This window comes from Limosilactobacillus portuensis, assembly GCF_014838735.1.
Lineage (GTDB): Bacteria > Bacillota > Bacilli > Lactobacillales > Lactobacillaceae > Limosilactobacillus > Limosilactobacillus portuensis.
The window spans coordinates 1-12,875 of record NZ_JABUXQ010000002.1 but is presented as its reverse complement, the minus strand read 5'-3'; the positions used below and the strand labels follow the sequence as shown (position 1 = coordinate 12,875).

Here is a 12,875-nt window from a genome sequence, read left to right as displayed (position 1 = left end):
CCACCTCCCTATGCTAGCTTCTTTTCCAGGTGACGCATATAGTAGCTGAGAGGTAAGGTAATGATTAGGTAAAGGACACCGACAATGAAATACGTTGGCATTGTTTGTAAGGTGTCATTTGCGATCAGATTTCCTTCATACATTAAGTCAAAACCAGCTACAAAGGCAAGGACAGAAGAGTTCTTAACCAAGTTAATAAATTGGTTGCCCAGTGGCGGAATAACAACCCTAAATGCCTGGGGAAGGATGATATAACGCATTGCTTGGGCGTGCGTTAGTCCGTTGGCAAGAGCCCCTTCTAGTTGACCACCCTCAACTGAATTGATTCCCGCCCGAACAGTTTTAGCAATGAAGGCGGAAGTATAGAGAGTTAAGCCGATTGTTCCGGCAGCAAAACCGCTTATTTTAGTGATGTACATGGGAACAATAAGAAAAAAGCCCATTGCAATTACCAATAAAGGAATGTTCCGAAAAACTTCAACATAGATACTCCCAATTAAGCGAACAATACGATATTTAGAAATCTCTAACAGAGCAAAGAATGTGCCAATTATTAAACTACCAACAAGTGCGATTAAACTACAGAGAATGGTATTCCACAAACCGTTGAGTAGGGGATGCCACTGTGTTGTAATAATATCTAACATTTAACGCTTCATCTCCTGATAATTAAACCCTTTAACGTTACCAAACCATTTTAGAAGAAGGCGGTTATAAGTTCCGTTTTTTTCAAGTCGTTCCAAGGCCCAATTTAACTTGTTCCTGAATGGTGCTTGATTCTTGTTTACTGCGATTCCATATGGTTCCTTAGTAAAATTACCACCGACAACTTCATAACCAGGATTTTCACTTGCCATTCCGTAAAGGATCCCGTTATCCGTAGTTAACGCATCCCCTTGCTTAGATTTTAGAGCAGTCATTGCTTGGGCATAGTCTGAAAGCTGAAGAACCCGTGCTTTGGGTGCATACTTTGCCACGTTTTTTACTGAATTAGAACCGGAAACACCTAAGATAACCTTGCCAGGCTTATTCAGATCTTGGATATTTTTGATCGGGCTACCTTTTTTTACTAAAAGAGATTGGCCAGCATCAAAATATGACTTAGTGAAATCAACCTGCTTTTCTCGTTCTGGTGTAATCGTCATCGTTGCCATAATGGCGTCAATGTTACCGTTCTTTAGTAGTGGGACTCGGGTGCTGCTAGTAACGGGAACAAAAACAGCCTTTCCGTTAGGCCCAAGGATTTCCTTGGTCATTGCCTTAGCAAGATCAATTTCAAATCCCTCAAGTTTTCCCGTTCGAATATTTTCTAAACCGAAAAGACGAGTATCAGCTTTAACCCCCCCAAGTAATTTGCTTGTTCTTTTGATCAACCTTGAGAACATCCTGTTTTGCCACGGAACTACAACCAGAAAGAACAGTGATACTAATAAGGGCGACTACAGCAATCGTTAATAAGTGCCAAATCTTTTTCATTATTTTGGCCGCCCCCTTAGTGTCCACTAATTTTACTCATAAAGTCGCGGGCCCGTTGAGTAGTTGGCTGGTCACCGAAGAATTTCTCAGTGGAGTCGTCTTCGATGATTCGGCCGTCAGCCATAAAGATAACCCGGTCGGCAACATCACGAGCAAATCCCATTTCGTGGGTAACCACCAGCATGGTCATGTTGGAATTTTCCGCAATATCTTTCATTACATTAAGAACATCATCAATCATTTCCGGATCCAGTGCACTCGTGGGTTCGTCAAATAAGAGACACTTTGGTTTCATTGCTAGGCTGCGAGCAATTGCAATCCGTTGCTTTTGACCACCTGATAGTTGGGCAGGCATATTATCAGCCTTATCAGCAAGACCAACTTTTTCAAGTAGCTGCATTGCCAATTCACGATTTTCTTTTTCTGGTCGCTTAAGAACAACCCGTGGTGCAAGCATTATGTTTTCTAAAACATTCTTATTATTATAGAGATTAAAATGTTGGAAGACCATTCCGACATCTTTGCGAATCAGGTTAACGTTGGTTTTCTTATCAGCCAAATCAAACCCATTAACGATTAGCTGACCGTCACGAATCGGATCCAATCTGTTAATTGTCCGGATTAAACTACTTTTTCCTGAGCCAGATGGACCGATTAAGACGACCGTTTCACCGGCATTGATTGTTAAGTTAATGTCCTTTAACGCGTGGAATTTACCATAGTATTTTTGGACATCATGAAATTCTATCATTGACATGGTACTTTACTCTCCCCCCCCTAAATTGACGGTGTCAATAGTAGTCATAAAGACTAAAACAATTAAATTATAGAACTTGTTGGATCGACAGGCAAGAAAGCCCAGATGAATATAAAAATTTAAAAATAATTGTCATTTAATATAAAAGAATTTTATTTTAGGCTTGCCAAAATAAATATTTACAAATATTTGATAAGTAGTAACATAGTAGGTGAAACTTACTGCGATCAAGATAATCTATTGATCGTCAGGACCACAGAGAGGGGAATAGTTTAATGTTTGAAATTAAGCCAAAGAAGTTCAAGAAGATCCTTGTCGGTGTTGATGATGCACCTGATGCCCGGGCAGCTTTTTCATATGCGGTTGATAAAGCAAAGCGTGATGGCTCTGAATTAGGAATTGTTTCTATTCTAGAAACTGATAATGTTAATGTTTACCAAATCCTTGACAAGGACTATGTTCATAGTTCTGCTGATGAATTACGGAAACGGGTTAATGAGTACGTTAAGGCTGCTGTTGACTATGGAGTTGACCCAAGTAAGATTACGGGAATTGTTGATCAGGGTGATCGACCAGCAGAACGGATTTGTAACCACGTTATTCCAGCATTTCAACCAGACTTATTAGTTGTTGGTTCAATTGGTAAATGGGGTAACCGGAAAGCAGTTGGTTCACAGGCTTCCTACATGACTAGACATGCTGGAACCTCAGTATTTGTTATTCGAACTACTGCAGTCGAAAGATATGAATAGTTATTTCTGATTAGCAATTATTTAAAATCTTAACTAATCAAAGATAAAGGGACTATGGCAATTTGTCGTAGTCCCTTTATCCTTTGAATAGCAATTAATAATCTTTCTAAACTATTGCTCTTGATACGAAGCTATTAGTTGATCTAGTTCTGAAGAATGTTATAATGATTCTAATTTAAAAAGAGGAGTTTTCGGAATGGCAAGAAAAAAGATGTCGCTGGCACAGAAAGTTAACATTTTACGTGCCAGTGTAATGGGGGCCAATGATGGCATTATTTCAATTGCCGGAATTGTTATCGGGGTTGCTGCTGCAACGAACAATGCCTATTCTATTTTAATTTCTGGACTATCAGGGACGTTAGCCGGAATGATCTCAATGTGTATGGGTGAATATGTATCGGTATTTACCCAGAAGGATTCGCAAAAAATGGCATTGATTAGCGAGCGTCAACGATTAGATGATCAATACCAAGAAGAATTTAATTATGTTCAGCAAAAGTATGAAGATCAGGATATTGATCCTAAACTTGCTAAGCAGGCTACCAAGGAATTGATGGATAAGGATGCCTTGTCAACTGTTGTTCAAGAACGGTACGGGTTTAATCCTAAGGAATTTACCAGTCCATACGCGGCTGCTATTGCATCATTCATCTCTTTTCCAACTGGATCTGTCTTACCAATGCTAGCAGTTACGCTTGCACCAGCGGAAAGCAGAATTCTCGCGACCGCAATCGCTGTTTTAATTGCCCTCTTAATAACGGGATACTGCGCTGCGATCTTGAGTAATTCTAACCGGTTAAAGTCGAGTATTCGGAATGCCATTGCTGGACTGCTAACTATGGGTGTTACCTATATTATTGGTCAGTTGCTGGCACACTAAAGGAGGGGTGAGTGATGGAAAAGGTTAAACAACAAAAGAAGCAAACGATGGAAGAGAAGCTGAACACCCTTCGTGCTGGAGTATTAGGTTCGAATGATGGTATTTTAACCGTTGTTGGTGTTCTGGTTTCCGTTGCTGCTGCGACATCTGACCGGTTTACAATCTTTATTGCGGGCCTATCTGATTTGCTTGCATGTGCTTTTTCAATGGCTTCTGGAGAGTATGCTTCAGTTTCAACACAGAAGGATACGGAAGAGTCAGCTGTAAGTAAAGAGCAACGTCTCTTAAAAACTGATTTTGAAAGTGAAGTTGCTGCTGTTAAGGATTATTACGTTAGTAAGGGGGTTACCCCAGAAACTTCGCTTGCAATTGCAAAGGATCTTCTCAGTAAGAAGCCTTTAGAGACCGTTGTTCGGGTTAAGTATGATATTGAGTTGGGACACTACTTAAACCCTTGGGATGCTGCTTTCTCCTCTCTCTTTTCAGCAGCTGCCGGTGGAATTTTTCCTCTTTGTGCAATGACTTTCGCTCTTGCCGCTTATAAGTGGTATGCGGTTATTTTGGCAGTAGTTTTAACTAGTGCGTTAACTGGGTATATTAGCTCAAAGCTTGGGAACGGACTAGTAAAAATTGCAGTTATTCGAAATATTATTATTGCGTTGATTACTGTTGCTATTCACTACGGTGTTGGTAAGCTGTTCTAAATTAAGTAATGAAAAGGCCCGGAAAATCAAATTTTCCCGGGCCTTTTCATTACTTATTTAATTAAATGTTCTTCATCAACCACTGTATCGAAAAAGTCCTCATCTTTTCCCCGGTGGTATTCTGCTTGAATGGTGACGTGGCAAATACCATATTTTTCGCGAAGAATTTTATCAACCTGACTATAAATTTTTTCAACATCGCTCAGCTTCATATCGTGACAATTTAAATGGGCGGAAAAAATGATTCGCTTTTCATCAATCATCCATGCGTGAACATGGTGAACTGCGGTAACACCATCAATCTTAACCAAATCTTGTTCAATCCCATTGTAGTCAAGCTTTGGTGCTGATTCCATGAGAATGGTAACGGTTTGTTTAATTACAGGCCAAGCTTCACAAGCAATGTAGATTGCCACCGCAATTGTCAAAACCGGATCAAGCCAGGGGATGTTAATAAATGTTAGAATCACACCGCCAATAATTACGGCAAATGATGATAAGGCATCGCTTAAAACGTGAAGGTAAGTTGCTTTCACGTTTAAGTTATTATGACTTCCAGAATGAAGCAGGACTGCTGAAAGTAAGTTAGCTACTAAACCAACAACGGCAACGGTTAACATTACCTCACCGTTAATATGTGTGGGTTGCTGGATCCGTTTAACGGCTTCGATAATTAAGAAAGCCGAGACGATTATCAAGAAAGCAGCATTGACCATTGCTGCAAGAATTTCAGCGCGACGGTACCCATATGTTCGTTTGCTTGTTTCTGGTTTGTTAGCAATTGACTGGGCAACATAGCCGAGAACAATTGAAAATGAGTCTCCTAAGTTATGGAAGGCATCGGACAGTAAGGCGAGACTCCCTGAAACCAGTCCCCCAATAATTTCAACAACAGTAATCAGAACGTTTAATACGGTTACTGCTAAAAAGCGTTTTCCCGTGATTTGTTCATCCATCGTAAACACCTCATTTCTTTGATATATCCTCCCTAAGTTTAGCATATTAAATTACTAACTAACAAAAAAATTAGGTTATCCGAAGAAGATGTTTATTGATTATGCTATAATCAAATGTGTTATGATAAATTAATCAGAAGACCGTTCGTAGGCCGATAAACAAAGTAGAGGAGGATGTAGCCCTTGACACCGATGAAAGAAGATTATCTTAAGATTATCTTTGAGCTAGGTGGTAGTCACAAAAAGGTTTCAAATAAGGATATTTCGTTAGGCCTAGGTATAGCGGCAGGTTCTGTAACAGAAATGGTTTCAAAATTATCTGATGAAGGACTAGTGGTTCATGAACCCTATGCTGGTATTTCACTTACCGAGAAGGGACAGAAGTATGCAGCAGAGCTTGTTCGTAAACACCGCCTGTGGGAAACCTTCCTTGTTGATAAGCTTCACTATAATTTTGCGGATGTTCACTCAGAAGCTGAAGTCTTAGAACACCAAACAAGTGACCGTTTAGCAACAGCATTAGATAACTTTTTACAACACCCGCAGGCATGTCCTCATGGTGGAGTTATTCCATCAGCGAGTGGACAGTTTCCTGATGTTTCACACCGCCTGCTGGCTGATGCAAGTGATGGTGAGACAGTTCAGCTTGAGCGGTTCTTAGATAATCATGAATTATTAACATACCTGGAAGAGTTAAAGCTCCGGCCAAATGATACCATTAAGGTAATTCGCCACGAGCCGTTTGAAGGGCCGTTAGTTATTGAAAAAGATGGTGAAGACACTCCGCTAAATGTTTCGTATAAGGCATCGCACAACATCTTTATTAAGGCCGGGAATTCAGACAAATAATGACATAAAGGGCCGAGAACTACCTCGGTCTTTTTTGCTACTTTAGTGCTAGAAAGATGGCACACCAGCATCTTACAGAGATGAAACATGAACTAGGAACATCGGGAGGAATAATATTAATGCTAACAGAAGAACGACGAATCCTTGCGTTACGGACCTGTGTTCTAGCGGGGAGATTGCTTGTTGAGAATGGTTCAAATATGGAACGGGTCAACGATACCCTAGATCGAATGGCAAAAAATGCTGGTTTGAGAAAATTTCAAGCTTTCACAACGTTAACCGGGATTGTTGCGAGTAGTGATGATCTCCCTAATTCGCAGGTTGCTGACATTCGACGCCGAAAAAACGATCTTAGTAAAGTTGCGGCAGTGAATGAAGTTTCTCGTGAATTAGCAAGCGGGCTAATTGAATTACCCGAGGCTCACGCTCAATTAAAGTCAATTGAACGGCAGATGACTGAATGGTGGCAAAACCCATTAGAGGCTTTTGCAGCGGCAGTTTTAAGTGCTGCCTTGATGATTGTTTTTACTGGGGATGTTGTTGACTGGTGGGCGGCATTTATCATTGGCGGCTTAGGCTATGCTGTGTTTTCGTTTGTTGTCCGTAAATTTAAGATTCAGTATCTTGGTGAATTTTGTGCGTCATTGGTGATTGGTGGTTTGGCAATCTTAACCGTTAAACTTGGGTGGACCCAAAATGCCAATTCAATCATTATTGGCGGTGTAATGCCACTAGTACCAGGAATTCCTCTAACCAACGCTGCTCGCGACCTTGTTTCTGGTAATCTCATTAGTGGCCCAACTCGCGGAATTGAAGCAATATTAACTGCAGTAGCGATTGGTAGTGCAATTGTAATCATCATGCGTTTTAGTTAGGAGAAGTGAATGAACTGGGAAAACTTATTCATACAATTTGTTCTTTCATATATATCTACCGTCTGCTTTGGTATTTTATTGCATATCCCGTTACGGGCGTATAATACGGCTGGAATTATTGGTGGCGGTGTTTGGGTTATCTATTGGATAATGTATTACCATCAGCATACTGGCTTGGCAATTAGTAACCTTATTGCTGCCGTGTTAATTTCCCTCTTTAGTATGGTTGCCGCTCGTCATCTGAAAATGCCGATGATTGTATTTAATGTTCCGGCTTTAGTCCCGTTTGTTCCAGGGGGACAGGCTTATAAACTTGTCCGTAATTTTGCAATTGGTGACTATCAATTAGCAACAATATATCTTTATCAAGTTATTGTAATTGCCGGGGCGATTACTCTTGGCTTTGGGCTTGGCGAACTGTTAATTCGAGCGGTAAAATACTTGCATATCACTTTAGCAAAAACTTCAAAATCAAAAAGCTAGGGGTATGGTATACTCTAAATTAATGTTTAATTGATGATAGGAGAAAGATAATGTTAATTGTTCCAGATAATCAACGGTGGAAACGATTTACAATTAGTGGAATCGTTTTTATTATTTTGATGCTAATGATTAAGTTCAATTCAACGATCGGAACCACAATGGATGCGGTTTTTCAATCGTTATTTACTAGTCAACGTCTTGAAAATATTGGCTGGTTCCATGCCCTGATGACCTTAATTTCCTTTTTAGCAAGCCCAAAACTTGACTTGCTATGGGTTCTAATCATTGCAATTGTCCTATGGTTGAGAAATTACCGCATTCCTGCAGTATGGGCAATTTGTACAATTATTGGTGGGGATGTCGTAGGAACGCTGGTTAAGCATTTTGTAAAACGGGCACGGCCAGCGCAACATTTAGCAGCTGATGATGGCTATAGTTTTCCAAGTGGCCACACTCTTGGATTGTTTCTGGTTGCCGGGATTCTTTTTCTTGTGGTAATCCCAATAATTCAAAAGGCAGCTGTCCGGACAATTTGTCAGTTATTATTAATTTTTGCAATTTTCTTCTTGGCGGTTTCACGGGTATACTTATATGCTCACTGGCCTGTAGATACGATTGCAGCAATGGTTTTAGCATATGCTTGGCTCCAAGTTGCTGAATGGTTATACGTTGCCTGGGCACCTAAACTACAAGAGCTAAGAATCTTTAGTAACTCAATTTATTAATAGGGGGAGACGCAAAGGATCATTTTTGATTTGTTTGCGTTTTTTATTTCCCGGGAAATGGATGGCTTATTTAATGGGAATTAAAACGAAACGTCTTAGTATTGAGAGAGTTCGCCAACAAAATATTACCGAATTAACACCGCTACTAAAATATCAATCATTATTTCAGCAGGCAGGGTTAGTTACAGTGGGAAAAGTTGATTTAGTTACTTTAAGAATGCTTGCCCAAACGGAATGCCTACTGCAAATAAGGGAAAGGAGCAGGCAAAGGTTGCTCGGCTTGATAATCCTTCTTCATTCTTACGATAAAACGGGGGTTGCTCTTGCTGGACAATATGAAGTTGGCTACCTGCTTCTTCCGCAGGAGCAGCATCAAGGATACATGACAGAAGGGTTAAATGCCGTTTGTAATCGGTTAAGTCATTCCCAGATTACGGTGATTGCAGAGGTAAAGGGTAATAATTCTTCATCAATTGGTGTTTTAAAACGGTGTAATTTTATTCGTACTACTACAACTCCAGGGATGATCGAACTCTGGAAGCGGTAAGACACACGATGATGTCTTGCGTTATTAAATGATGAGAGTATAATACTATCGAAATGAAGAGGTTGCATTCTTTATCAGTATTAACTATTAGGAAAATAAGTTCCGGAGTGGTTTTGAAAGGAAAGAATGCCGAAATATTGCCTAGCTTATTCTGGGTGGTATTGGGTCATGATTGAAGAAGTCATGGACTGTCGCGATAAATCGCGGGGCGCTTCGCTGAACGATTCAATGATAAATTTTGGGTCTTCTAATGAGGTTGCCTTGTTGGAAGACTCTTTTTTATTGAATAAGTCGCTCAGATATTTACGGGAGGAATTTAAGATGACAGAAGACACGGGTAATGGTCAGGGACAGATAAAAAGGACGCTTAAAACACGTCACCTGGCGATGATTGCTCTTGGCGGAACGATTGGTACTGGTCTATTTATCACCAGTGGTTCGGCAATTTCAACTGCTGGACCAGGTGGAGCTTTAGTGGCATACGGAATCATGGGGATTATGGTTTACTTCTTAATGACTAGTCTTGGTGAAATGTCAACGTATATGCCACTTACTGGTTCGTTTTCTGCATTTTCATCAAAGTTTGTTGATCCTGCATTGGGATTTGCAATGGGATGGAATTATTGGTTTAACTGGGCGATTACAATTCCGGTTGACGTAACCAGTGCAGGAATTGTAATGAATTTCTGGTTACCGCATGTTCCTAGCTGGGTATTTAGTACGATTGTCTTAGTTTTAGTTTTCCTTATCAACTATTTATCAGTTCGCTCGTACGGTGAAACAGAGTATTGGTTAGCTTTAATTAAGGTAATTACCGTGATCGTTTTCTTAATTGTCGGAGTTGCAATCATTCTGGGAATTATGGGCGGCCAACCAGTTGGCTTTAGTAATTTTCACTACAAGAAAGCACCATTTGTTGGTGGGATTCCAGCAATTATTAGTGTATTTCTGGTTGCTGGTTTCTCTTTCCAAGGGACGGAATTAGTTGGGATTACTGCTGGAGAGGCTGCTACTCCTGAAAAGTCAATTTCAAAGGCAATTCATTCAACTTTCTGGCGAATTCTTCTTTTCTATATCTTCGCCATTTTTGTAATTGCATGTATCCTACCATATACAGATAAGAACTTGTTAAATTCGGATGTCACTAATATTACAATGAGTCCGTTTACAATTATTTTTAAGCGGGCTGGCTTAGCAGTAGCTGCCAGTATCATGAATGCGGTTATCTTAACCGCGGTTGTTTCTGCTGCTAACTCTGGTTTATATGCTTCAACCCGGATGCTTTACTCACAGGCTCGCGAAGGTTATGCATGGCGATTCTTTGGCTATGTTAACCGTCGTGGGATACCGATTTATGCGCTAATTGGAACGATGGTTGTTTCAACACTAGCGTTTGCAACTCAGTTTGTTGTTCCTCAAGCTTACCTTTACTTAACAGATGCTTCTGGACTTTGTGGCTTTATTGCCTGGTTAGGAATTGCCATTTCGCATTACCGGTTCCGGAAAGCTTATACTGCTCAAGGTCATTCTGTAAGTGAACTTAAATATCACGCAACTCTGTATCCTTTTGGGCCAATTTTTGCGTTCGTTCTTTGTACAATTGTTATTTGTGGACAGAATGTTGAGGCCTTTGCAAAGTTTGACTGGTCAAATATTTTGATTACATACATGAGTGTACCGTTATTCTTAATTTTGTTCTTCTACTACAAGATTCGCTATAAGACTCATATTATTCCGTTGAAAAAGGTAGATCTTTCTCGGCAGACTAAAGGGGAAAAGTATGATCCAGAGCAAAATTAATTAAAATTAGAAGGGGATCCTTATACCGAGGAAATTTAGGTATAGGGATCCTCTTTAAAGTTAGGAAAAGACTTCCGATTCAGTATCTTCTTTTTTTTACTGTTCAATGGTAGAATGGTAAAGTTGTTTTTTATAAATTAAAGGGGGAGAAGCGTTTAATGATTGCACTCGCAGGGACAATTGGTGCCGGGAAGACAAGCTTAACTGGATTGCTGGCCGATCATTTGAATAGCCAAGCATTTTATGAATCTGTTGATGATAATAAGATTTTGCCACTTTTCTATAAGGACCCGAAAAAGTATGGTTTTTTACTGCAGATTTACTTTTTAAATCGACGATTAGATGAGATTAAAGATTCTTTTGAAAATGATCTAAATGTCCTTGACCGTTCGATCTTTGAAGATGCATTGCTGTTTAAACTTAATGCTGATATGGGCCGGGCAACTGAAACAGAATCAGATATCTACTCATCATTACTGCACAACATGATGGAAGAATTACCTGAACAGCCTCATCAAAAAGCTCCTAATCTGCTAATTACGATTCAAGTTTCATTCGAAACAATGCTGGAGCGGATTAAAAAACGTGGTCGGTCATACGAACAGCTTGCCAATGACCCCTCCCTTTATAATTACTATAAGAATCTTAATGAGCGCTACCGTGATTGGTATCAACAATACGATGCTAGTCCCAAGATGCTGATTGATGGGGATAAGTATGACTTTGTTGAGGATCCAGCAGCAGCACGCCAAGTATTGAAAATGATTGATCAAAAATTAATTGAACTTGGTTTAAAATAATTATTGACACTAAATTTAAATAATGATATATTAATAAAGTTCCATTATGAATATATCATTTTTCGGAGGATTAGCTCAGTTGGGAGAGCATCTGCCTTACAAGCAGGAGGTCACAGGTTCGAGCCCTGTATCCTCCATATGCGGATGTGGCGGAATTGGCAGACGCGCAAGATTTAGGATCTTGTATCTTTTAGATGTAAGGGTTCAAGTCCCTTCATCCGCATTTGGAATAAAAACTTTATTTCAAAATCATATTGACATCGGTCTGTGACACGTGGTATATTAATTATCGTTGCAGAACAATTATGCGGAAGTAGTTCAGTGGTAGAACATCACCTTGCCATGGTGGGGGTCGCGGGTTCGAATCCCGTCTTCCGCTCTTTATGCACCCATAGCGCAATTGGATAGAGTGTCTGACTACGAATCAGAAGGTTGAAGGTTCGACTCCTTCTGGGTGCACTACTTAAAAGCGTGGCACACTACTTAGTGTTGTCGCGCTTTTTCTTTTCGGAACTTAGCTCAGCTTGGTAGAGCGCTGCGTTCGGGACGCAGAGGTCGCAAGTTCAAATCTTGTAGTTCCGATTATCATAATTATAAGGAGCAGGAAAAACTAATTTGTTAGTTCTGTCCTGCTTTTTTAGTAGTAATGACTTGATGAAAGATATTTTGCTTGTAGATTACAATTTAATTTTTGGGAACGGCTTATGACAAGGAAATTATTCTACTTATTATTAATACCGGTAATTATTTTAGGAGTGCTTCTCTGGAGTCCACAGAAAATGGTGAACGCCAGCCAAGTTGATGGGAAAACCAAGGTAGAATTACAAACTTACCTTCAAGATCACCATATCAATGGCATTATTCTAGTCAACGGGAAGCGGGATCAACCGGTAGTTCTAAGGAATAAACTTACAACTAACCCAGCACAAGTTGTTGCTCCTAATGCTTTATTTCCAATTGGCTCGCTACAAAAATTGATAACAGGAGTTGCAGTGTACCAGCTCGTTCAAAAGGGAAAGCTGAAGTGGGAGATGCCACTAAGTAAATATTATCCCCAAATTCAAGGGAGCAACCAAATAACGTTACAGCAGTTAATGGCTCATACAAGTGGTTTGCAAAATGATGGTGCGTTGCCGAAGAAAACTTTAAATAAGGCAGATTGCAAGAAATAACTTGAACGAATTTAGTGACGTAGATTAAGCAAGAAGATCTCGATTGGTGTATGCCAATTAAGACATTTAAGTGGCCGTGAATTCAGATACCAATTGATT

At 40.0% G+C, this 12,875-nt stretch carries 14 protein-coding genes, 5 tRNA genes, 1 pseudogene and 1 riboswitch; of the genes and pseudogenes, 16 read left to right on the top strand and 4 right to left on the bottom strand.

Annotated elements, in window-relative coordinates:
* Window positions 1-8: 8 nt before the first annotated feature.
* The 3 genes and pseudogenes from HUK49_RS00865 to HUK49_RS00855 form a co-directional block, all read right to left on the bottom strand.
* On the bottom strand, window positions 9-647 hold the full coding sequence (locus tag HUK49_RS00865; RefSeq protein WP_191912299.1) for an amino acid ABC transporter permease: 639 nt from the start codon (window positions 645-647) through the stop codon (window positions 9-11).
* Window positions 648-1,476, bottom strand: a pseudogene (locus tag HUK49_RS00860) (transporter substrate-binding domain-containing protein).
* A 16-nt stretch (window positions 1,477-1,492) separates the two neighbouring features.
* Entirely contained in the window at window positions 1,493-2,233 is a 741-nt protein-coding gene (locus HUK49_RS00855; protein WP_326515699.1) for an amino acid ABC transporter ATP-binding protein, read from the bottom strand.
* Window positions 2,234-2,508: 275 nt separating this feature from the next.
* Here HUK49_RS00855 and HUK49_RS00850 point away from each other — a divergent pair, with 275 nt between their 5' ends.
* The 3 genes from HUK49_RS00850 to HUK49_RS00840 all read left to right on the top strand — a co-directional run bounded on the left by HUK49_RS00850 (window position 2,509) and on the right by HUK49_RS00840 (window position 4,569).
* A complete protein-coding gene (locus HUK49_RS00850) occupies window positions 2,509-2,985 on the top strand; it encodes a universal stress protein (protein WP_102168168.1) in 477 nt (158 codons plus the stop codon).
* 196 nt (window positions 2,986-3,181) lie between these two features.
* Window positions 3,182-3,865: a VIT1/CCC1 transporter family protein gene (locus HUK49_RS00845; RefSeq protein ID WP_191912298.1), complete on the top strand. Its 684-nt coding sequence runs from the start codon at window positions 3,182-3,184 to the stop codon at window positions 3,863-3,865.
* A gap of 14 nt (window positions 3,866-3,879) precedes the next feature.
* Complete coding sequence (locus tag HUK49_RS00840; RefSeq protein ID WP_191912297.1) at window positions 3,880-4,569, top strand: VIT1/CCC1 transporter family protein; 690 nt, start codon at window positions 3,880-3,882, stop codon at window positions 4,567-4,569.
* A gap of 53 nt (window positions 4,570-4,622) precedes the next feature.
* Here the strand turns inward: HUK49_RS00840 and HUK49_RS00835 are convergent, their stop codons facing one another.
* Window positions 4,623-5,525 (bottom strand): cation diffusion facilitator family transporter, encoded by a 903-nt coding sequence (locus HUK49_RS00835; protein WP_191912296.1) that lies wholly within the window; start codon window positions 5,523-5,525, stop codon window positions 4,623-4,625.
* A gap of 183 nt (window positions 5,526-5,708) precedes the next feature.
* Here HUK49_RS00835 and HUK49_RS00830 point away from each other — a divergent pair, with 183 nt between their 5' ends.
* The 13 genes from HUK49_RS00830 to HUK49_RS00770 all read left to right on the top strand — a co-directional run bounded on the left by HUK49_RS00830 (window position 5,709) and on the right by HUK49_RS00770 (window position 12,776).
* Window positions 5,709-6,374 (top strand): metal-dependent transcriptional regulator, encoded by a 666-nt coding sequence (locus HUK49_RS00830; RefSeq protein ID WP_102168806.1) that lies wholly within the window; start codon window positions 5,709-5,711, stop codon window positions 6,372-6,374.
* A gap of 119 nt (window positions 6,375-6,493) precedes the next feature.
* A complete protein-coding gene (locus HUK49_RS00825) occupies window positions 6,494-7,249 on the top strand; it encodes a threonine/serine exporter family protein (RefSeq protein WP_102168805.1) in 756 nt (251 codons plus the stop codon).
* A 9-nt stretch (window positions 7,250-7,258) separates the two neighbouring features.
* The gene (locus tag HUK49_RS00820; protein WP_102168804.1) at window positions 7,259-7,732 is read left to right on the top strand and encodes a threonine/serine exporter family protein; all 474 of its coding nucleotides are present in this window, start codon (window positions 7,259-7,261) and stop codon (window positions 7,730-7,732) included.
* A 50-nt stretch (window positions 7,733-7,782) separates the two neighbouring features.
* The gene (locus HUK49_RS00815; protein ID WP_191912295.1) at window positions 7,783-8,457 is read left to right on the top strand and encodes a phosphatase PAP2 family protein; all 675 of its coding nucleotides are present in this window, start codon (window positions 7,783-7,785) and stop codon (window positions 8,455-8,457) included.
* Between the two features lie 73 nt (window positions 8,458-8,530).
* Window positions 8,531-9,004 carry a GNAT family N-acetyltransferase gene (locus tag HUK49_RS00810; RefSeq protein WP_191912294.1) on the top strand — a complete coding sequence of 158 codons (474 nt, stop codon included), beginning with the start codon at window positions 8,531-8,533 and terminating at the stop codon, window positions 9,002-9,004.
* Window positions 9,005-9,052: 48 nt separating this feature from the next.
* Window positions 9,053-9,226, top strand: a riboswitch (Lysine riboswitch).
* 99 nt (window positions 9,227-9,325) lie between these two features.
* Window positions 9,326-10,804, top strand: a complete 1,479-nt coding sequence (locus HUK49_RS00805; RefSeq protein ID WP_191912293.1) for an amino acid permease — start codon at window positions 9,326-9,328, stop codon at window positions 10,802-10,804.
* Between the two features lie 158 nt (window positions 10,805-10,962).
* On the top strand, window positions 10,963-11,604 hold the full coding sequence (locus HUK49_RS00800) for a deoxynucleoside kinase (protein ID WP_191912292.1): 642 nt from the start codon (window positions 10,963-10,965) through the stop codon (window positions 11,602-11,604).
* Between the two features lie 64 nt (window positions 11,605-11,668).
* Window positions 11,669-11,741, top strand: a tRNA-Val gene (locus tag HUK49_RS00795).
* Window positions 11,742-11,744: 3 nt separating this feature from the next.
* Window positions 11,745-11,827: transfer RNA gene (locus HUK49_RS00790), tRNA-Leu, on the top strand.
* Between the two features lie 84 nt (window positions 11,828-11,911).
* Window positions 11,912-11,983, top strand: a tRNA-Gly gene (locus tag HUK49_RS00785).
* Between the two features lie 6 nt (window positions 11,984-11,989).
* A tRNA-Arg gene (locus tag HUK49_RS00780) sits at window positions 11,990-12,063 on the top strand.
* Window positions 12,064-12,112: 49 nt separating this feature from the next.
* Window positions 12,113-12,186 (top strand) — tRNA-Pro (locus HUK49_RS00775).
* Window positions 12,187-12,383: 197 nt separating this feature from the next.
* Entirely contained in the window at window positions 12,384-12,776 is a 393-nt protein-coding gene (locus tag HUK49_RS00770; protein ID WP_191912291.1) for a serine hydrolase domain-containing protein, read from the top strand.
* The last annotated feature ends 99 nt before the right edge of the window (window positions 12,777-12,875 follow it).